Origin of the sequence: Flavobacterium sp. LC2016-13, from assembly GCF_009707955.1 — a bacterium.
Taxonomy (GTDB): domain Bacteria; phylum Bacteroidota; class Bacteroidia; order Flavobacteriales; family Flavobacteriaceae; genus Flavobacterium.
Genome location: NZ_WMDQ01000009.1, coordinates 26457 through 46196, shown reverse-complemented (window position 1 = coordinate 46196; position 19740 = coordinate 26457). Strand labels below are relative to the sequence as shown.

Annotated in this window: 19 protein-coding genes and 1 tRNA gene; 6 read left to right on the top strand and 14 right to left on the bottom strand. The window is 32.8% G+C overall.

The window, feature by feature from the left end; genetic code table 11:
• Positions 1 to 70: 70 nt before the first annotated feature.
• The 4 genes from GKZ86_RS17760 (at position 71) to GKZ86_RS17745 (ending at position 4191) form a co-directional block, all read left to right on the top strand.
• On the top strand, positions 71 to 2185 hold the full coding sequence (locus GKZ86_RS17760) for a VWA domain-containing protein (RefSeq protein WP_154784406.1): 2115 nt from the start codon (positions 71 to 73) through the stop codon (positions 2183 to 2185).
• A 54-nt stretch (positions 2186 to 2239) separates the two neighbouring features.
• Positions 2240 to 2827 (top strand): LURP-one-related/scramblase family protein, encoded by a 588-nt coding sequence (locus tag GKZ86_RS17755; protein ID WP_154784405.1) that lies wholly within the window; start codon positions 2240 to 2242, stop codon positions 2825 to 2827.
• A 114-nt stretch (positions 2828 to 2941) separates the two neighbouring features.
• Positions 2942 to 3658, top strand: a complete 717-nt coding sequence (locus GKZ86_RS17750) for a 3-ketoacyl-ACP reductase (protein WP_154784404.1) — start codon at positions 2942 to 2944, stop codon at positions 3656 to 3658.
• Between the two features lie 23 nt (positions 3659 to 3681).
• Positions 3682 to 4191 carry a hypothetical protein gene (locus GKZ86_RS17745; RefSeq protein WP_154784403.1) on the top strand — a complete coding sequence of 170 codons (510 nt, stop codon included), beginning with the start codon at positions 3682 to 3684 and terminating at the stop codon, positions 4189 to 4191.
• 159 nt (positions 4192 to 4350) lie between these two features.
• Here GKZ86_RS17745 and mtaB read toward each other — a convergent pair whose 3' ends face one another.
• Positions 4351 to 5685, bottom strand: a complete 1335-nt coding sequence (gene mtaB, locus GKZ86_RS17740; RefSeq protein ID WP_154784402.1) for a tRNA (N(6)-L-threonylcarbamoyladenosine(37)-C(2))-methylthiotransferase MtaB — start codon at positions 5683 to 5685, stop codon at positions 4351 to 4353.
• A 510-nt stretch (positions 5686 to 6195) separates the two neighbouring features.
• Between mtaB and GKZ86_RS17735 the strand changes: the two genes are divergently transcribed.
• Positions 6196 to 6711 (top strand): hypothetical protein, encoded by a 516-nt coding sequence (locus tag GKZ86_RS17735; protein ID WP_154784401.1) that lies wholly within the window; start codon positions 6196 to 6198, stop codon positions 6709 to 6711.
• Between the two features lie 107 nt (positions 6712 to 6818).
• Here the strand turns inward: GKZ86_RS17735 and GKZ86_RS17730 are convergent, their stop codons facing one another.
• The 13 genes from GKZ86_RS17730 to hisS all read right to left on the bottom strand — a co-directional run bounded on the left by GKZ86_RS17730 (position 6819) and on the right by hisS (position 18128).
• Complete coding sequence (locus GKZ86_RS17730) at positions 6819 to 7346, bottom strand: GNAT family N-acetyltransferase (protein WP_154784400.1); 528 nt, start codon at positions 7344 to 7346, stop codon at positions 6819 to 6821.
• Positions 7330 to 8157, bottom strand: coding sequence for a Cof-type HAD-IIB family hydrolase (locus tag GKZ86_RS17725; RefSeq protein WP_154784399.1), 828 nt, complete (start codon positions 8155 to 8157; stop codon positions 7330 to 7332). Before GKZ86_RS17725 ends, GKZ86_RS17730 begins: the two co-directional genes overlap by 17 nt.
• Positions 8158 to 8199: 42 nt before the next feature.
• Positions 8200 to 8418, bottom strand: a complete 219-nt coding sequence (locus GKZ86_RS17720; RefSeq protein ID WP_154784398.1) for a hypothetical protein — start codon at positions 8416 to 8418, stop codon at positions 8200 to 8202.
• A gap of 76 nt (positions 8419 to 8494) precedes the next feature.
• Positions 8495 to 8713 (bottom strand): putative signal transducing protein, encoded by a 219-nt coding sequence (locus tag GKZ86_RS17715; protein WP_154784397.1) that lies wholly within the window; start codon positions 8711 to 8713, stop codon positions 8495 to 8497.
• Positions 8714 to 8731: 18 nt separating this feature from the next.
• Positions 8732 to 9547 (bottom strand): alpha/beta hydrolase, encoded by an 816-nt coding sequence (locus GKZ86_RS17710; RefSeq protein ID WP_154784396.1) that lies wholly within the window; start codon positions 9545 to 9547, stop codon positions 8732 to 8734.
• A gap of 21 nt (positions 9548 to 9568) precedes the next feature.
• Positions 9569 to 10234, bottom strand: a complete 666-nt coding sequence (locus tag GKZ86_RS17705; RefSeq protein WP_154784395.1) for a DEAD/DEAH box helicase — start codon at positions 10232 to 10234, stop codon at positions 9569 to 9571.
• Positions 10235 to 10336: 102 nt separating this feature from the next.
• Positions 10337 to 11500: a sigma-54 dependent transcriptional regulator gene (locus GKZ86_RS17700; protein WP_154784394.1), complete on the bottom strand. Its 1164-nt coding sequence runs from the start codon at positions 11498 to 11500 to the stop codon at positions 10337 to 10339.
• Positions 11501 to 11707: 207 nt separating this feature from the next.
• A complete protein-coding gene (locus GKZ86_RS17695; RefSeq protein WP_154784393.1) occupies positions 11708 to 13024 on the bottom strand; it encodes an ABC transporter permease in 1317 nt (438 codons plus the stop codon).
• A 78-nt stretch (positions 13025 to 13102) separates the two neighbouring features.
• Positions 13103 to 14029 carry an ABC transporter ATP-binding protein gene (locus GKZ86_RS17690; RefSeq protein WP_154784392.1) on the bottom strand — a complete coding sequence of 309 codons (927 nt, stop codon included), beginning with the start codon at positions 14027 to 14029 and terminating at the stop codon, positions 13103 to 13105.
• 163 nt (positions 14030 to 14192) lie between these two features.
• Entirely contained in the window at positions 14193 to 15302 is a 1110-nt protein-coding gene (gene dnaJ, locus GKZ86_RS17685; protein ID WP_154784391.1) for a molecular chaperone DnaJ, read from the bottom strand.
• Positions 15303 to 15380: 78 nt separating this feature from the next.
• On the bottom strand, positions 15381 to 15959 hold the full coding sequence (locus GKZ86_RS17680; RefSeq protein WP_154784390.1) for a nucleotide exchange factor GrpE: 579 nt from the start codon (positions 15957 to 15959) through the stop codon (positions 15381 to 15383).
• Between the two features lie 339 nt (positions 15960 to 16298).
• Positions 16299 to 16369, bottom strand: a tRNA-Trp gene (locus GKZ86_RS17675).
• A 331-nt stretch (positions 16370 to 16700) separates the two neighbouring features.
• Complete coding sequence (gene hisS, locus GKZ86_RS17670; protein ID WP_154784389.1) at positions 16701 to 18128, bottom strand: histidine--tRNA ligase; 1428 nt, start codon at positions 18126 to 18128, stop codon at positions 16701 to 16703.
• A gap of 242 nt (positions 18129 to 18370) precedes the next feature.
• Between hisS and GKZ86_RS17665 the strand changes: the two genes are divergently transcribed.
• Complete coding sequence (locus GKZ86_RS17665) at positions 18371 to 19615, top strand: ABC transporter permease (RefSeq protein WP_154784388.1); 1245 nt, start codon at positions 18371 to 18373, stop codon at positions 19613 to 19615.
• Positions 19616 to 19740 lie beyond the last annotated feature (125 nt).

The following is a 19740-nucleotide window of genomic DNA, read 5'->3' as shown; positions in this document are numbered from 1 at the left end:
CAAAAATCTTTGTCAGAGTTTAAGACTTTGACAAAGATAAACCCGAACATTAATTTAAAAAATCACTATCATGAAAAGTTTAAAACTTATTTCATCAGCCATTACTATGCTTATATGTTTCGTAACATTTGCACAGGAAAGAACGATTACAGGAACTGTTACAGATGTTAGCTCTGCTCCGCTTCCGGGAGTTACTGTTTATATTCAAAAAACAAAAACTACAGCCGTCACAAATTATGAGGGACAGTACAGTATTAAAGCTCAAAAAGGAGACTTCCTTGTTTTTACTTATGTTGGAATGGACACTCAAACTGTTGTAGTAAAAGATTCAAATATCATCAATGTTATATTAAAAGAAAATAGCAGCCAATTACAAGAAGTTGTTGTGACAGCTTATGGAGTTTCTAAAAAAAGACAAATGACAGCTGCATCTGTAATGATTCAGGGCAGAGTTATATCTAATAATCAATACGTTCCGAGTCCCAGCGTTACAACAAATTATGAATCTGAATCTATTTCGGCGAGAAATGAACCGATGTATATCGTTGACGGAGTTCGTATTAAAGCCGATCAAATGGCAAAAATTAATCCGAATGATATTGATGACGTTAAAGTTTTAAAAGATGCAACGGCTACTTCTCTTTACGGAACTAAAGCTGCCAATGGCGCAGTGGTTATTGCAACCAAAAACGGACTTTATAAAAATCTTTCTGAAAAGGATTTGGATTTTAAACTAAATCAAATTACTCCAATTCGTCCTGCTGAACCAACTCAGGAAGATTATAATGCTTTTGTAGAAAATGCTTTCGAAAGTCCAAAAACAGCACCGCTTTCTACTTTTTCGATTGATGTTGATAATGCATCATATACTAATATCAGACGTTTTATTAATAACGGGCAAGAAGTTCCAAAAGATGCCGTTCGTGTTGAAGAAATGGTGAATTTCTTTAAATATACTTATCCACAGCCAAAAGACCAGCACCCGTTTTCTATCAATACAGAATTGAGTTATTCGCCGTGGAATTATAAAAATCAAATTTTAAGAATTGGTCTTCAGGGAAAAAATATTCCAACCGATGATTTGCCGGCATCTAATCTTGTTTTTCTAATCGATGTTTCGGGTTCAATGGGCGACGCTAATAAATTACCCTTATTGCAACAATCGATGAAAATATTGGTAAACGAATTAAGAGCTAAAGATAATGTTGCCATTGTTGTGTATGCGGGAGCTGCCGGATTGGTTTTACCGCCAACATCAGGAGATGAAAAAGAAACCATAATTGATGCATTAGACGCTTTGCAAGCTGGCGGAAGCACGGCTGGCGGTGAAGGAATCGAACTTGCTTATAAAATTGCTGCTGAAAACTTTATTAAAGGCGGAAACAACAGAGTAATTCTGGCAACCGACGGCGATTTTAATGTGGGAAGTTCTTCTGATTCTGATATGGAAAAATTAATTGAGCAAAAAAGAAAAACGGGTGTTTTCTTAACTTGTTTAGGTTACGGAATGGGCAATTATAAAGACAGTAAAATGGAGATTCTTGCTGATAAAGGAAACGGAAATTATGCTTATATCGATAATATTCAGGAAGCAAATCGTTTTTTAGGAAAAGAATTTAAAGGTTCTATGTTTGCGATTGCGAAAGACGTAAAAATTCAGATTGAGTTTAACCCAAAACAAGTTCAGGCTTATCGATTAATTGGCTATGAAAACAGAAAATTGCGTCCGGAAGATTTTAAAAATGATGCTATTGATGCCGGCGAATTAGGAAGCAATCACACTGTTACGGCTTTGTATGAAATTATTCCTGCGGGAGTTAGCAGCGATTATTTAAAAGAACAACCTGATGCTTTAAAATACACTAAAACAGAAACGAATTCAAATAATTATTCGAATGAACTGGCTACAATAAAATTCCGTTACAAAAAACCGGATGGTGATAAAAGTATTGAAATGGTAAATGTGATTGAAAACAAATGGGTTTCTTTAGAAAAAGCAAGTGATGATTTTAAATTCAGCACTGCCGTTGCCTGGTTTGGATTAAAATTAAGAGACTCTAAATTGATTGCTGACAAATCTCCAAAAGAAATTGTAAAATTAGCGAAACAAGGAAAATCAAATGACAGCGAAGGTTACAAAGCAGAATTTATTCGTTTGGCAGAGTCTGCAAAGCAATATAATTAATAGATATTTCTTTACATTTGGACTTTATTCAAATCACTAATATTTTATAACCGTATGAATCCAATTTTAAGCCAAAATCTATTTTTAGTAAAAGAACATGTCGGAATGTTTAAAGCTGCCAACAATTATGACATCTATGATCCGGAAACCAATCAAATAATTATGAATTGCCGCGAAAACAATCTTGGCTTTTTTACTAAGGTATTTCGTTTTACAGATTATAAAAGAATGACACCTTTTGATATTGAAATTACTACCGCTTCCGGTGAAAAATTAATTACAGTAAAACGTGGTATTGCATGGCTTCGATCAACGGTTGAAGTTTTTGACGAAAAAGATCATTTAGTTGGAACCTTCAAACAAAAGTTTTTTTCTATTGGAGGAAAATTCGAAATTCTGGATAAAAACGAAAAACCGGTTGCTACTTTACAAGGAAAATGGACGGGTTGGGATTTTAAATTTTCTTATGAAAACAAACAACTTGCGCAGGTAAATAAAAAATGGGCAGGAATTGGTAAAGAGTTTTTTACAAGTGCTGATAATTATGTTCTTCAAATAGAAGAATCTGTAGCACAAGACAGTCCGCTTAGACAATTAATTCTTGCTGCGGTAATGTGTATCGATATGGTTTTGAAAGAATAGTTAAGTTGTTAAACTTAGTTTAAGAAATAACCTAAAAGCATCATTTTAGTTTACAAATGCAATATTTTTGTGTAACTTTAAATGATGCATTTTTGCATTTCTAAAAAATAAAACATGACAGACTTAAAAAATAAAAATGCCCTAATTACGGGAGCCGGAAAAGGAATTGGAAAAGCAATTGCAATCGCATTGGCCAAAGAAGGTGTAAACGTAATTTTAGTTTCAAGAACTCAGGCTGATGTTGATCAATTGGCAATCGAGACTTCAAATTTAGGTGTAAAATCTTTAGCTTTATCTGCAGATGTTTCTAGTATTGATTCTATAAATGCTGCTGTTGAAAAAGCTTTAGCTGAATTTACAACTATTGATATTTTAATTAACAGCGCCGGAATTGCTTCTTTTGGAAAATTCCTTGAGTTAGAGCCTTCTGCCTGGGAAAAAATTATTCAGGTAAATTTAATGGGAACTTATTATGCAACCCGCGCCGTTATTCCAAATATGATCGAAAGACAAACGGGCGATATTATCAATATTTCGTCTACGGCAGGATTAAACGGAAATGCTTTAACGAGTGCTTACAGTGCTTCTAAATTTGCTGTTTTGGGATTAACGGATTCATTAATGCAGGAAATGAGAAAACACAATATTCGTGTTACGGCTTTAACGCCAAGTACTGTTGCAACTGACATGGCAAAAGATTTGAACCTGACAGACGGAAATCCTGAAAAAGTTATGCAGTCTGAAGATATTGCAGAATTAATTATTGCACAACTTAAATTAAGTCGTCGCGTTTTTATCAAAAACAGTAGCATTTGGTCTACAAATCCTTAAACTAAAAATAAAAACCTAACCTAATGGAACAATATTTAAGGCAATTAATTGCAATAGAATTTAGTGATAAAAAGGAAATTTTTACCGGATTTTTAATTGATTATTCTGATGATTGGATTTTATTGAGAAACAATCCTGTCGATTATATTTTGGATGGTTTTGTAATTCTGAAAAATAAAAACGTCGAAAATGTTCACAGAGATCATGATCTTGCTTTTACTGAAAAAGTGATTCGGTTAAAAGGTTTAAAAACCAATGCCGAAGATATTATCCCTATTCGGGATTTAGAATCAATCGTGAATTTTATAACGAATAAATACGGCATTTTTCAAATTTCAAAAAAATCAGCTAAATCGGCTTATTTAGGAAAATTACTTTCTTTAAATGAGGAAGAACTTATCATTGATTTCTTAGATACAAAAGGTCAGTTTGGCGGTGAATTGAGTTTTAATCCTGAAAAAATCAGAGTTATTGAATTTGATACGGATTATATTAATTCGCTGAAATTGGTTATCGAGAAAGAAATAAAATAGTCTTTTATAAAACAAGAAAAGCCCTTTATAATAAAGGGCTTTTCTTGTTTTGTGTCATTCCGAGGAACGAGAAATCATATTACGGATTTACAGTTCGTTGCTCTCAGGATGTGATTTCTCGTTCCTCGAAATGACACATATTGCGTGCTATCTTTATATTTAAGCTTCTGCCAGTTTATTTAAAAATTCTAAACGAACGCTTCCGTCTTCATCAATTTTTGTTAAATTGATTTCTTGCAAAGTATTAACCAATTCAGGATTCCAGGGTGTTTTTACTTTTACGTAGTTTTCAGTAAAACCGTGAATGTATCCTTCTTTATTTTCACTTTCGAATAAAACTGTTCTATTTGTACCTAATTGGCTTTCGTAAAAAGCACGACGTTTTTTAACGGATAATCCACGTAACATTTTGCTACGTTTTGCTCTTACGTTTGCAGGAACAATTCCCGGCATATTTGCAGCTTCTGTATTGTCTCTTTCAGAATAAGTAAAGACGTGTAAATAGGAAATATCCATTTCATTTAAAAAATGGTATGTTTCAAGAAAATGCTCGTCTGTTTCACCCGGAAAACCAACAATTACATCTACACCAATACAAGCGTGCGGCATTACTTCGCGAATCTTGTTGACGCGTTCTGTATAAACTTCACGTAAATAACGACGTTTCATCAATTTTAAAATATCATTGCTTCCTGATTGTAACGGAATATGAAAATGCGGTACAAAAGTGCGGCTTTTAGAAACAAATTCTATCGTTTCATTTTTTAATAAGTTAGGTTCAATCGATGAAATTCGCAAACGCTCAATTCCTTCAACTTCATCTAAAGCCTGAACTAGTTCAAGAAAAGTATGTTCGTGTTTTTTATTTCCGAATTCTCCTTTTCCGTAATCACCAATATTAACTCCGGTCAAAACAATTTCTTTGATGTTTTGAGCTGAAATTTCTTTGGCATTTTGCAAAACGTTCTCTAAAGCATCACTTCTTGAAATTCCTCTTGCTAACGGAATTGTACAATAGGTACATTTATAATCGCAACCGTCCTGAACTTTCAGGAAAGCACGTGTACGATCTCCAATGGAGTAACTTCCAACATAAAAATCGGCTTCGGCAATTTCGCATGAATGAACTTCACCCATGTCGTTTTTACTTAAGTCGTTTATGTAATCTGTAATTTTAAATTTTTCGGTAGCACCCAAAACTAAATCAACGCCATCAACAGCCGCCAATTCTTCCGGTTTTAATTGTGCATAACAACCTACCGCAGCAACAAAAGCCTTATCATTAAGTTTCATTGCTTTTTTTACAACCTGCTTAAATTGCTTGTCGGCATTTTCTGTTACAGAACAAGTATTGATCACATATATGTCTGCAACTTCTTCAAAATCGACACGATCAAAACCTTCTTCATTAAAGTTTCGGGCAATTGTAGACGTTTCTGAAAAATTCAATTTGCATCCAAGCGTATAAAAAGCAACTTTTTTTCTATTTTCCATGGGAATACACTACATTTTAAGTAGTAAGATATTATATTTACATCTCTGTTTAGAGAGTTTGCAAATTTACATACAATATTCTTTAAAATAAAATCAATAATAGACTATATATCAATATTTTGCAGTAAATCTATATTTTCATCCGGTATAAAAAGCATTGCACGTTAATCGCTTGTCTTAAAGAAAAGTTATGTCTGAAAAAAAATAATTTAAATTTGAATAGGAATAAAATGACAAAATCATCGATAAAAAGCAAAATTTATCGATTAAATACGTTTTTTTAATGTTTAGTTTAAAATTTTCTTACATTTAACTTGGTGTAATTTACCTTTTAAACTGTAATTTTACAGTCCGAAAAAAAAAATTGAAAAAATTCAATAAGAAACCGTAGATTTAGCCATAACAATTTTGATTTTTTATCGTTAAAGTTGTTGTTTTGTTATCAATAAAAAATGGGTAAGCCGAAAACCATAAAGAGTAGGCAAAAAATTAAAATAATCCAAACTTATTATGAAAGCATTTTTACCCACGATCTGCTTGATGTTCTTAACCTTTTTCAATTCGCAAGCGCAAACTGCTCCGGCTACGAACCCATTCCCTTCTATAAGCACTCTGACAAACTGGGCGAGTTTAAACTCTCAATCTCAATTTGATATCGCGATTCGTGCTGTTGGTTTTAAGTTTGAAGTAAAAGAACCAGGTGCAGAATCAACTGCCTACACTTATATTCGTAAAGTAACTGTAAATGAAGTAAATTATACTGATAGAATAGTTTACAGAATTACAAATACCAATTCTGCAAGTATCATTTCATTAGTAACTGCTTCTACAGATTTAGTAAGTTTGTATACTCCACAATTGGCAACTTTTAAAAACAACAATTGTAAAACAGAAATGTCTAAAGATAAAAATACAACTTGCAGCTGTTACGAAAGTGCTGCTTTTGCTATCGATCTTTGCGACGAACGTGTAAAATTAACTATGGGTGACGGAAATAAATATTTTGTTTCTGTAGCTAAAAAATAATAAAAATATTTTTTTCAGAGAATAAAACTAAGAGCTGTTTTCCAAATCTTTGCAAACTTGTTAGGTAAGTTTATAAAGATTTGGGACACATTTCTCTGATTCTTTTTTTAGGTATTCGGATTTTTAAGTTCGTACCAAACTTCTAATTCATTTTCGTATTCAAATGAATTTACATAATGAAAACCCAGTTTTTCAAGGACTTTTCTTGAGTTTTCATTTCCTTCATCTGCGTAAGCATAAAGTTTATCGACTTTCATTTCAGTAAAAGCATAATCGACAAAAGCTATTGCTGCCTCGCTTGCATATCCTTTTCCCCAATGTTTTTCAATAAAACGATATCCAATTTCATAAAAATCTTTATGATTATTGATTTCATTTGTAATGAATTTTATTCCGGACCAGCCCAAAAATTCATTTGTTTCTTTTAAAATAACTGCCCAGCGGCCAATTCCAAAAGTTTTATATTGATTTTGAATATTTTTAATTTGCTCCCGGCTTTCTTCAATATCCTTTACAGGCTTATTTCCGATAAAAATATGCACGTTAGGATTAGAATCCAATTCAAACATTCCGTCAGCATCTGAAAGAAGTAATTCTCTCAAAATTAAACGTTCTGTTTCAATTGACTTTTTCATGAATATAATTGTTTAGAATATAACGCTGTACTACTTCTGCAACACCATCATCATTATTTGAAGCTACAATAACATCAGCTCTGTCACGCAATTCGGGCGTAACATTATCTACCCAAACTCCTAAACCGGCATATTCAATCATAGTAAGATCATTTCCTGCGTTTCCAACAGCGATAATTTCACTTTGATCAATATTTAATTTAGCAGCCAAAAGTTTCAAACTAGCCGCTTTATCAATCCCGTTTTGAGCAGCTTCTAAGAAAAAAGGTTTCGACATTGCAACACTCAAGTGAGGCATTGCTTGTTTTAAATCTTTTTCTACTTCTTTTAAATAAGAAGGTTCTGCTAATAAAATACATTTTACAGCAGGTTTTGTAACCGCTGCTTTAAAATCAGCAACTTTATTATGGGGTAATCCGGTGATTTCTTTTTCGATTTCGATATATTCAGAATCGGTTTCGCTCACAATTTCTCCATCAAGATAAGTGATAATATGCGTTTTCATTTTTACGCTATAATCATATAAATCATGAATTTGTTCGGGAGTTAAACATTGTTCGAATAAAATGAGATCGTCTTTTACAGTACTAATTACAGCACCATTAAACGAAATAATATAAGAATCGTTTAAGTCTAATTCTAATTCTTTGGCAAAAGCCGTCATTGCAGATGTTGGTCGGCCAGAAGCTAAAACCACATAAACACCTTTTGCCTGAGCTTCAAGAAGTACTTTTTTATTTAAATCCGAGATTTTATGATCGTCTGTCAACAAGGTGTCATCCATGTCGAGCACTAGCATTTTATATTGCATTATTCTTTCTTCTAATTATTTATTTACCATTATTCCATTATCTTATAATGTTGAATATTGCGTAAATTTAAATGTATTTTTTTCTAATAAATATAGACTACCAAAATAGCAACCTAAAACATAAAATGTTTCAGATTTTTGATTTTTACTAATTTGAACTTCAAAATTATTTTTAATTTCAATGTTTTGTACAAACGAAATAGGATCTCCAATATAAATACCTTTTTCAAATTCCCAAACTCTATCAAATCTTTTAGGCATAAATAGAAACCTGTCTACAATCAAAATAAACAAAAAAAAGTATTAAAATCTTGACAGCTCTATTCATCCTGAAAAGTTATATACTCATTCTAAAATCTTCAATAACCGGATTTGCTTTTGCAAAGTCAGTTTCCTGAATAAATACCTCAACAGCTAAATCAGATTGTCCAAAACCGCCTAAACGAGCCGATTGAATATTATCTTTTTTTGTAGTTTCTACTCCTGCTTCTTCTAATCTTTCTTGTAAAGCAAGTGCTAAAACTTCGCTTCCTGAAAACACTTTCATTAATCCCATGACATTTTATTTATATAGTTAATCTAATATTATTTTTAATTGATTTTGAAAATCATTGTTTTCATTCATACCAATATGATCTTGGTTTTGCAACGGATAAAAATGTCCATTTGCTTTCAAGAGTTTATTTAGCCGAACTGAATTATTATATGGAATTAATTGGTCCTGCATTCCATGAAAAATATAAATTGGCACATTAATTTCGGGCAAATAGCTATAGGTTTCCAAACTGAATTTTTTCATGAAATCAGGGAAAAACGGAACTCTGGAACTTGATAATTCCGTAAAGCTATAATAAGGCGCCTGTAGAATTAGGGCTTTTGGTTTGTTTTGAGATGCTAAAATAGTAGCCAATCCTGAGCCTATTGAATATCCTGTAATGATAATTTTATTTTCAGGATATCGCTTTGTTAATGTTTTATAGGCAACAGCAACATCTTTATTCAGTTGTTCTTCATTTTCAATTTCACCTTCACTTTTACCAAAGCTTCTGTAATCTAAAATAAAAATATCATAGCCTAAACTGGTATAAATTTTAGCAATTTTTCCCCAGGTTTCTAATGTTCCTGCATTTCCGTGAAGATAAAAAACCAATCCTTTTGATTTTTCTGCTTTAAACAATAATCCATTCAGATGAACTCCGTCAAATGAAGGAATATTTAATTCTTCAAATTTCTGCTGATAATCAAATTTATAGTCTTTTGGAAGTCTCGCACTCTGAAAAACCATTCCAACCTGATTGAAATAAACATAGGAAACAACGATTACATAAATAATAGCAAAAAATGCCAAAAGCACGATTGCCAAAAATTTAAGTGTTTTTAATGTCTCCATAAATAAACTGTGACTATTAAATTACTCTTCTTCTTCAATATCATTTTCTTCTTCATCAAGCTCTTCTTCGCCTTCTTCATCCATATCGAATATATAAGGCTCTAACAGCATTTTATCTGCCAAAATCTCAATACGCTCTGTTAATGTTTCAGCAAAAATAATACGTTGTGTTTTTGTGATACTATTCGAAATACGCATGATTTTAGTTTCGTGGCGTAATTTCAAAATTGGATCTGCATCGTCGATAATAAACATTTTTAAACGGTTTACATTATAACCTGCGGTTGTAAACATATCGCTTAATTTATTTGGAGTTCCAATTAAAACATCAATTCCTGTTGAAATATAGTTTTTATCATAATCCATATCGCCTTTGTCGTGCACTCCGTAAACTTCAAGATTGGTATATTTTCCGTATTTCGCAAAAAGTTCTACCATTTCTAATACTTTCGTTTTGTCATCTACAAAAATCAAAGCACGAGGCGATTCTTCGGTATGACCTGCCAATTGCTGAATTACATTCAATACAATGGTAGTCGATTTTCCGCTTCCTGCCGGAGAAAGAATAATACAATCTGCACCGCTTTTTATGGTCGAAAAAGTTTCCTTTTGCAATACATTAGGTTCCGTCAATCCGTTTTCAATTAAAGCGTCTTGTAACTTTTCGTTTATTTTTTTTAGTTTCATTTTTTTATGCTTTAAGCTTCAGGCTATGAGCCATAAGCAAAAATTATTTATAATTTTTAACAGCCTAAAGCCTAAAGCTTAAAGCCTATTGCGCGAAGCAACCTATTTGCTTGCGAACATTTTTACGTCAGTTTCAGAAATTTCGGTACCTCCCAAAATGATTAATCTTTCGACTACATTTCGAAGTTCACGAATATTTCCAGTCCAATCGTATTCCTGCAATAATTTTATGGCTTGCTGTGAAAACACTTTAACCACATTTCCTTGTTCTGAAGCTATTTTCTCTGCAAAGTGTCTTATTAAAGCCGGAATATCATCACGTCTTTCATTCAATGGCGGAACTTTAATCAAAATTACAGCCAAACGATGGTATAAATCTTCACGGAAACGACCTTCGGCAATTTCTGTTTTTAAATCTTTGTTGGTTGCAGCCACAACACGAACATCAACTTTTATATCTTTTTCTGCTCCAACTCTTGTAATCATACTTTCTTGTAAAGCACGCAATACTTTGGCTTGCGCCGAAAGACTCATATCACCAATTTCATCTAAGAAAATAGTTCCTTTGTCTGCTGCTTCAAACTTTCCTGCACGATCTTTAACGGCTGATGTAAAAGCTCCTTTTACGTGACCGAACAATTCGCTTTCGATTAATTCACTTGGAATCGCTGCACAGTTTACTTCTATTAAAGGAAAATTAGCACGCTCGCTTTTTTCGTGTAATTGATGCGCTACCAATTCTTTTCCGGTTCCGTTTGGTCCTGTTATTAAAACTCTGGCTTCGGTTTGAGCAACTTTATCAATCATTACTTTAATATGATTGATGGCTTCGCTTTCGCCAACCATTTCGTAGTTTTTACTAACTTTTTTCTTCAGTATTTTATTCTCAACTACAAGTTGTTTTTTATCTAAAGCATTACGAACCGTATTTAACAAACGATTTAAATCGGGCGGTTTTGAGATATAATCAAAAGCACCTAAACGCATTGTATGAATCGCCGTTTCCATATCGCCATGACCGGAGATCATCACCATAGGAATTTCTGGCTTTATCTTTTTTACTTCTTCTAAAACCTCAACACCGTCCAATTTTGGCATTTTGATATCACACAAAACCAAATCGTAATCGTTGTTTTTTATTTTTTCAAGACCTGCAACGCCATCTTCTGCTTCATCAACCTGATAGGTGTCATTTTCTTCTGATAAAATTTTTACCAAAACTCTTCTGATCGATGCTTCGTCTTCTATAATTAGTATTTTACTCATTTTTTTTCTAAGGTTCAAAGTTGCAAAGGTTCAGAGGTACAAAGTTTTAAAATCTTTGTCGCTATTAATTCCTTTTAACCTGTTATTAGTAATATCTTTTTTTTTAAGTTCTAGTATAATTCTTTAAGTTGTTTATTCTAAGTTACAAAAATCAAATTTTAAAACCTTTGAACCTCTGTACCTCTGAACCTTTGCAACTTTAAAAAGCTAGTACTTCAGCCATTTATACAATTCCTTCCAGGTTGGTTTTTTGCCGTACATTAAAATACCTACACGGTAAATTTTTGCTGCGAACCAAACGACAAGGAAAAAGGTAGCAAACAATAATGATACCGAAATTGCGATTTGCCACCACGGCACCCCAAACGGAATTCGCATTAACATTACGATTGGTGATGTAAGCGGAATCATGGAAAATACAACTGCAACTGTTCCGTGCGGATCATTTACTACAGTAAAAAAACCAACGTAAACACTTAAAATAAGTGGCATAATTATCGGTAAAAGAAATTGCTGAGAATCGGTTTGATTGTCGACAGCTGCTCCAATTGCCGCATAAAATGAACTGTACAAAAAGTATCCTCCAATAAAATAAACCACAAAACCAATTAAAATACTGGCGATTGGCAAATTCCATAATTCTCTAATATACATTTGTGCTGATCCTGAAAATTCTTGTTGTGCCGAATGCATTAATTCTGGTGGAATTTTAGCCGTTGGCCCAACATTTACTCCAAAAAATGCTGATGCTGCAAACATTAATCCTAAACCAATAATGGCCCAAATTATGAATTGAAGCAAACCTGCAAGCGAAGTTCCAACGATTTTACCAATCATTAACTGAAATGGTTTTACTGATGAAATAATGATTTCGATAATTCTGTTGGTTTTCTCTTCGATAACGCTTCGCATTACCATATTTCCGTAAATGATGATGAACATCATAATTAAATAACCGAAAACGCCGCCAATACCAATTTTTATTTCATTTAATCCTTTAAGACTTTCTTCTCCAGAAGCTTTTATCAAATGGATATTGACATCTGATTGCGCTTTTTGAATCGCTAAAGTATCAAGTTTTGCTTTTTCAAGATTGAGTTTTGTTATTTTTGAAGCAATAACGTTCTGCGTTTTTTCGATAAAAACAATGCTTGGACTATTATTCGAAATAAACTGAATTTTGCTTTCTAAATCTTTTGAATTATCTGTTTTCGGAATTACAATTAGTCCTTCGAAATTTTCTTTCGTAATACTGTCTTTTAGGGACTTTACATCTATTTCAGATAAATTCAAATATCGGTATTCTGCTCCGTAATTATTCTGCTTTACAAAATCATCTGCAAACAAACCTGTTTCATCATGAATCGCAATTCGTTTGGTATCTGCTTTCATCGAACTCAAATAACCAATAAATCCCGCAATTGCCACAAACAGCAACGGACTTAAAAAAGTCATGACAACAAAAGATTTATTGCGAACTTTTGCAATGAATTCTCTTTTTATAATTAATGAAATTATACTCATTTCTTGATTTTAGATTTTAGATTGTTGACTTTAGATTTTAGATTCAAGGGGTTTATTCTGAGATCTAAAATCTGAAATCTAAACTTTTTCAGTTACTGTTTGAATAAAAATATCGTTTACACTTGGTATTTTTTCTACGAAATGTGTTACTTGTCCTCTTTGTGTTAAAAGATGTAATAACTCATTTGGCGTTGCATTTCCTATTTGAATATCTAATTTCAAATCATCATTTAGCGATTTAAAATTGGCAGGCGAAACGGTAAATTTTTGTGTAATGTCATACATCAGGCCTTCAACATTATCTGTCAGAATTCCAACTTCAAAACTATTGGTTTTAAACTGGCGTTTTACATCACTTACTTTTCCTTCGATCAGTTTATTCGATTTATGAATTAAGGCAATATGATCGCAAAGTTCTTCAACACTTTCCATTCTGTGTGTCGAAAAAATAATTGTCGCGCCTTGTTCTTTCAATGCTAAAATTTCATCTTTAATGATATTGGCATTTACAGGGTCAAATCCGGAAAATGGTTCATCAAAAATCAGCAATTTTGGTTTATGCAATACACAAACCACAAACTGAATTTTTTGTGCCATTCCTTTAGAAAGTTCCTGGATTTTCTTGTTCCACCAACCCTGAATTCCCAATCGATCAAACCAATATTCTAATTGCACTTTTGCTTCTGCTTTAGAAAGTCCTTTCATTTGTGCCAGATACAAACATTGTTCTCCTACTTTCATAGAAGTATACAATCCTCTTTCTTCAGGAAGATACCCAATTGTCTGCACGTGTTTTGGCTGCAATTTTTCTCCATCAAGAATTACTTCGCCACTATCTGGCAATGTAATTTGATTTATGATTCGGATAAGGGAAGTTTTTCCAGCCCCATTTGGACCTAATAGTCCATAAATACTACCTTTTGGTACATTTAATGAAACTTCGTTAAGCGCTACATAATCACCGTATTGTTTTACGACTTTATGTACTTCGAGTAAGTTGCTCATGCTATTTTTAGAATTTTCTGCGTCAGTTTGACCATTGTGATTAACGGCCTGTAAAAGTAAATAATTCGAAGCGAATCTGCGTAATAATACGCAAAAAACCCATTCTAAATTTGCATTAGAATGGGTTTTTATAATTATTTATGCCTTTTAGAAAAAGTTTAGCTTATGAAAACATATCTTTTACTTTTTCAAAAAATGATTTTTCTGATTTTTCAGGACTCGGAACAAAGTGCTCGTCGTTTAAAGCGTTTTCAAAAAATTGTTTTTGCTCTTTATTCAACGTTTTTGGTGTCCAAACATTTACGTGAACTAGCAAATCACCACTTCCGTAACCGTTTATACTTGGAATTCCTTTTCCTTTTAATCTTAAGATTTTTCCGGATTGAATTCCTTCTTCCAGTTTAATACGAACTTTTCCGTTGATTGCTTCAATATCTTTAGAAACTCCTAAAACTGCTTCAGGAAAACTGATATACAAATCAAAATGTATATTTTCTCCTTCACGTTTCAGGAATTCGTGTTCTAATTCTTCGATCGCAACAATTAAATCTCCCGGAATACTATTTCCCGGAGCATCATTTCCTTTATTTGAAACTTTTAGTTGCATTCCGTCAACAACTCCAGCAGGAATTTTGATAGAAACTGTTTCATCTTCTAAAACCATTCCCTGAGCATCTGCTTCAGAAGGTCTTTTATCTAAAATTTGTCCAGAACCGCCACAAGTAGGACAAGTTGATGCAGATTGCATTCTTCCTAAAATTGTGTTTGTTACACGCATTACCTGTCCTTGACCGTTACAAGTCGAACACGTTTTGTAGGTAACACCTTTAGCCTGAACTTTACGTTTTACTTTTACTTTTTTCTCAACACCATTTGCAATTTCATCTAAAGTTAATTTTACTTTAATTCGAAGATTGCTTCCTTTAGCGCGACGAGGGCCACCTCCGCCTCCACCGAAACCGCCAAATCCTCCACCAAAAATATCACCAAACTGGCTGAAAATGTCATCCATATTCATACCGCCGTGACCACCGCCAAATCCGCCAGAACCATCAAAAGCCTGATGTCCGTATTGGTCGTATTTTGCTTTTTTGTTAGGATCACTTAAAACTTCATAAGCTTCTGCTGCAAGTTTAAAGTTTTCTTCTGCCTCTTTGTCGCCTGGATTTTTATCCGGGTGATATTTTAGCGCACTTTTTCGGTAAGCTTTTTTAATTTCGGCAGCGTCAGCATTTTTTGAAATGCCTAATATTTCGTAAAAATCTTTTTTCATAATTAGGTTTAAATTCCAAACTACAAATTCCAAATCCCAATGCTAAAAAATTGGTTTTTAGAATTTTATTTGCATTTTTTAGTTTCCGATAACCACTTTAGGGAAACGAATAATTTTGTCTCCTAATTTGTATCCTTTTTCAATAACATCAACAATTTTCCCTTTTAATTTGTCAGACGGAGCTGGAATTTGGGTAATTGCTTCAGCAAAATCAGCATTAAAAGCATCACCTGCTCTTACTTCAACTTGCTCTAAACCTTTAGAAACTAAAGTGCTTTTTAGCTTTTCGTGAATCAACTCTACTCCTTTTTTCAAATTTTCATCATCAGATTTGTTGATCTCTACAGTTGCTCTGTCAAAATCATCCAAAACAGGAAGCATTGCTAACAAAACTTCTTGGTTTGCTGTTTTAAACAAATCCATACGCTCTTTTGAAGTTCTTTTTTTGTAATTTTCAAATTCGGCAAATAATCTCAAAAACTTATCTTTTTCTTTTGCCAAGTCTTGAGCCAATTGCTCTTCAACACTTAATTCTTCAACAATTAATTGCTCACCGTTGGCATTGTTTTCTAACGTTACATCATCTAATTCCTGATCGAATTCTGTATTTTCCGTAGTCATATTATTTGTATTTTTAAAAATATTCTTAAACTTCATTTTCAATTCTTTCTTTTGGATTGCAAAAGTACTGCCAAATGTTTTAAAATGTCAAATTGTCACTCTATTAAAATTCAGTACTTTAAAATTCTTTTTTGTAAGAGAAAAAATTAGTATAATTTTAAGACTATTACGTTTTAGTTTGTAGTAAATTTGAGGCACCAATATATAAAATAAATTATTGCCTATCAAAATTGAATTTAAGGGTTAGCCTCGGCTTCATAAATAATTATTAATTCAAGTTTACCTTATATTAAAAAAAGCTTCGCCTATTTCAGACGAAGCTTTTTTTTTATCTCTTTTTTTACCTTTTTACTTTTCGAAAGTTTTAGATTATTGCACGGGCGGAGGGATTCGAACCCCCATCAACGGTTTTGGAGACCGCTATTCTACCCTTGAACTACGCCCGTAACTTAAGGTCGGCAAATTAAAAGTATTTTTTCTTTCCCAGCAACTATTTCACATAGAGATTTAAAAAGAAAATCCTTTAAAACTGTGCAATCTACGGCAAAAACCTTCGTTCCAAACAGTTAACCTAATAAAGCTTTTTTCAATCTTTCGAAATCTATTCGCTTGTTACTAAAAAAAATTATTTCACGCAGATTTTAAAAAAGATTTAGGCAGATTAAAACAGATTATTTTATATCAAAATCAAATTAAATCTGCTTCAATCTGCCGAATCTGCGTGAAACAAAAATCTAAACAATCCTTTTAATCTGTGGCTAAACACTTTATATCAAATTATGCCAATAAAGCATTTTTCAATCCTTCAAAATCTACAGAAACCTGTTCTCCTGTCACTAAATTTTTAAGTGCATAAGAATTCGAAGCAATTTCCTGATCTCCGGCAATTACTGCAAACGGAATCAAACGTTTGTCTGCATATTGAAACTGTTTTCCAACTTTTACATTATCAGGGTACAATTCTACTTTTATATTTTCTTGTCTTAATTTCTGGATTGCTTTTGAAGCGTACAAAGCTTCTTTATCTCCATAATTAATAAATATTGCTTTTGATGTTGCTGCTACAGTTTCCGGAAATAATTGTAATTCTTCTAAAACTAAATAAATACGATCTAATCCAAAAGATATCCCAACACCGCTCATATTTTTTAAACCAAAAATACCCGTTAAATCGTCGTATCTTCCTCCGCCTCCAATAGAACCCATTGAAACCGTTTTTGGTGCTGCTACTTCAAAAATAGCTCCGGTATAATAGTTCAATCCACGAGCAAGCGTTACATCAAGATCTAAAATTGCTGTCGACAAACCTAAAGTTGCCACATTGTCACAAATAAATTTAAGTTCTTCTACTCCTTTCATTCCTTCTTCTGATGAAGCTAATAATGAAGAAAGCTGGCTGATTTTATCTGCAAAAGTTCCGGTGAAATTAAAAAGCGGCTGTACTTTAACCAAAGCTTCTTCAGCAATGCCTTTTTCGATCATTTCTTTTTTAACGCCGTCCTCACCAATTTTATCAAGCTTATCTAAAGCAACTGTAAAATCGATTAATTTATCTGAAGCTCCGATAACTTCTGCAATTCCGGATAATATTTTTCTGTTATTGATTTTAATTGTAACACCTTCTAAACCTAAAGATGTAAAAACGGTATCATAAAGCTGAACCAATTCTACTTCCTGCCATAAAGACTTTGAACCAACAACATCGGCATCACATTGATAAAATTCTCTGTAACGGCCTCTTTGTGGTCTGTCAGCTCTCCAAACCGGTTGAATCTGGTATCTTTTAAAAGGAAATTCAATTTCATTTTGGTGTTGTACCACATATCTCGCAAACGGAACTGTTAAATCGTAACGCAATGCTTTTTCTGAAATTTTTCCGGTAAATTTATTTAATTCAATTCTTTGATTCAAATCAATAGTTTCAGCAGAATTAACTTGTAATGCTTCTATAGATTCCGGCAATTCAATTTTATTTTTATTGAAGAAAAAATTACCCGAATTCAATATTTTAAAAATCAAACGATCACCTTCTTCTCCATATTTCCCCATTAAGGTATCTGAATTTTCAAAAGAAGGAGTTTCGATTGGCTGAAAACCAAATTTTTCAAAATTATTTTTTATCGTCTGAATTATATATTGACGTTTTGACACCTCTGCAGGCGAAAAATCTCTTGTTCCTTGTGGTATACTTGGTTTTGAAGCCATTTTGATTTAATATTTTAGATTGTTGATTCTAGATTTTAGATTTCTTTGAGAACTAAAATCTAAAATCTTTAAAATTAATTTATTTCTTTTTTTTAGATCATTGGTCTTTTTTAGACTTTCGACTTTATAACTTTCCAACTTTCGACTTAATTAAGTCTGCAAATATCTTATTTTTTAAAATAAATAATGCCAGTTCCAAAACAAACTTGTAACAAAAACCGTATTTTCGTGACAAATTGGTCATGATGCTAAAATTATTTAAAGAAAATATCCGAATTGCTTTTGGTTCTATCAAAACACAATTGCTGCGTACTATTCTTACTGTATTAATCATCGCTATTGGAATTACGGCTTTGGTTGGAATTCTAACGGTTGTAACCGCGCTTGAAAATACGGTTTCGACCAATTTTGCATCAATGGGTGCTAATACATTCAACATCAATCAATACGAAAACAACGTTAAAAATCGTGGAGGAAAAGAACGTGAAATCATAAACCCAATTATTTCATATCCCGAAGCTGTTGCTTTCAAAAATAAATTTAAATATCCTTTTACCGAAACCTCTTTGTCTTTTACCGCAACTACAACGGCAGAAGTAAAATATGTAGATAAAAAAACAGATCCTGAAATTACAATTGTTGGTGTCGATGAGCATTTTATTTCCAACTCAGGTTTAGAAACCACTTTAGGCCGTTCTTTCAATCAATTTGATATTGATAATAATACGTATTCCTGTATTGTGGGTTCTGATTTTGAGAAAGGATTATTAAAAGATGTTAATCCAATTGATAAAGTTATTTCAATTCGCGGTGCTCGTTTTAAAGTTATTGGAGTCTTAAAAGAAAAAGGATCAACTTTTGGACATAGTCAGGATTTACGTGTTTTAATTCCTATTCAGGTTGCACGTTCTTTATTTACTGCTCCTAATATTAATTATACCATGAGCGTTATGGTTTCTAAAAAAGAACTTTTAGACGAAGCCGTTGATAATGCAACAAGTACCATGCGTCGCGTTCGTAAATTAAGTCCGGTTCGTGATAATAATTTTGGCATTGGCCGAAGCGATGATTTAATTAACAGAATCCTCGGAATTACTAAATATTTAGGCTGGGCTTCCTGGCTTATCAGTATCATTACTATTTTAGGATCATCAATTGCCTTAATGAATATTATGATTGTATCGGTTACAGAACGTACGAGAGAAATTGGTGTTCGTAAAGCTTTAGGCGCTACAAAAGTCACAATTTCGGTTCAGTTTTTTATCGAAACTTTATTGATTGGTCAAATTGGCGGTTTGGTTGGAATCGTTTTGGGAATTCTGGTTGGTTTTGCTTTTGCAGCTGCAATGAGTTTTGCTTTTGTGATTCCGTGGGTAGCAATTTTTGCCGCTTTTGCAACCAGTTTTGCGGTTGCCATTGTTTCTGGTTTATATCCTGCAATAAAAGCTTCTCAATTAGATCCTATTGAGGCTTTGCGTTATGAATAGTTTTTATTTGAAGCAGAAATAATCGTTTCCAAATGACCACTTGTCCCGCTATACATTCCAATCTTTTATGCCGAACTCCGGCACAAAAGGATTTCCATTTCTATCGGGGCTAGTTTAAAAGTTTC

Bases quoted from the DNA above. Each gene is read 5' to 3' on its own strand.
- GKZ86_RS17760 (WP_154784406.1), top strand. From the start codon at position 71: ATGAAAAGTTTAAAACTTATTTCATCAGCCATTACTATGCTTATATGT.
- GKZ86_RS17755 (WP_154784405.1), top strand. From the start codon at position 2,240: ATGAATCCAATTTTAAGCCAAAATCTATTTTTAGTAAAAGAACATGTC.
- GKZ86_RS17750 (WP_154784404.1), top strand. From the start codon at position 2,942: ATGACAGACTTAAAAAATAAAAATGCCCTAATTACGGGAGCCGGAAAA.
- GKZ86_RS17745 (WP_154784403.1), top strand. From the start codon at position 3,682: ATGGAACAATATTTAAGGCAATTAATTGCAATAGAATTTAGTGATAAA.
- mtaB (WP_154784402.1), bottom strand. From the start codon at position 5,685: ATGGAAAATAGAAAAAAAGTTGCTTTTTATACGCTTGGATGCAAATTG.
- GKZ86_RS17735 (WP_154784401.1), top strand. From the start codon at position 6,196: ATGAAAGCATTTTTACCCACGATCTGCTTGATGTTCTTAACCTTTTTC.
- GKZ86_RS17730 (WP_154784400.1), bottom strand. From the start codon at position 7,346: ATGAAAAAGTCAATTGAAACAGAACGTTTAATTTTGAGAGAATTACTT.
- GKZ86_RS17725 (WP_154784399.1), bottom strand. From the start codon at position 8,157: ATGCAATATAAAATGCTAGTGCTCGACATGGATGACACCTTGTTGACA.
- GKZ86_RS17720 (WP_154784398.1), bottom strand. From the start codon at position 8,418: ATGCCTAAAAGATTTGATAGAGTTTGGGAATTTGAAAAAGGTATTTAT.
- GKZ86_RS17715 (WP_154784397.1), bottom strand. From the start codon at position 8,713: ATGGGATTAATGAAAGTGTTTTCAGGAAGCGAAGTTTTAGCACTTGCT.
- GKZ86_RS17710 (WP_154784396.1), bottom strand. From the start codon at position 9,547: ATGGAGACATTAAAAACACTTAAATTTTTGGCAATCGTGCTTTTGGCA.
- GKZ86_RS17705 (WP_154784395.1), bottom strand. From the start codon at position 10,234: ATGAAACTAAAAAAAATAAACGAAAAGTTACAAGACGCTTTAATTGAA.
- GKZ86_RS17700 (WP_154784394.1), bottom strand. From the start codon at position 11,500: ATGAGTAAAATACTAATTATAGAAGACGAAGCATCGATCAGAAGAGTT.
- GKZ86_RS17695 (WP_154784393.1), bottom strand. From the start codon at position 13,024: ATGAGTATAATTTCATTAATTATAAAAAGAGAATTCATTGCAAAAGTT.
- GKZ86_RS17690 (WP_154784392.1), bottom strand. From the start codon at position 14,029: ATGAGCAACTTACTCGAAGTACATAAAGTCGTAAAACAATACGGTGAT.
- dnaJ (WP_154784391.1), bottom strand. From the start codon at position 15,302: ATGAAAAAAGATTTTTACGAAATATTAGGCATTTCAAAAAATGCTGAC.
- GKZ86_RS17680 (WP_154784390.1), bottom strand. From the start codon at position 15,959: ATGAAGTTTAAGAATATTTTTAAAAATACAAATAATATGACTACGGAA.
- hisS (WP_154784389.1), bottom strand. From the start codon at position 18,128: ATGGCTTCAAAACCAAGTATACCACAAGGAACAAGAGATTTTTCGCCT.
- GKZ86_RS17665 (WP_154784388.1), top strand. From the start codon at position 18,371: ATGATGCTAAAATTATTTAAAGAAAATATCCGAATTGCTTTTGGTTCT.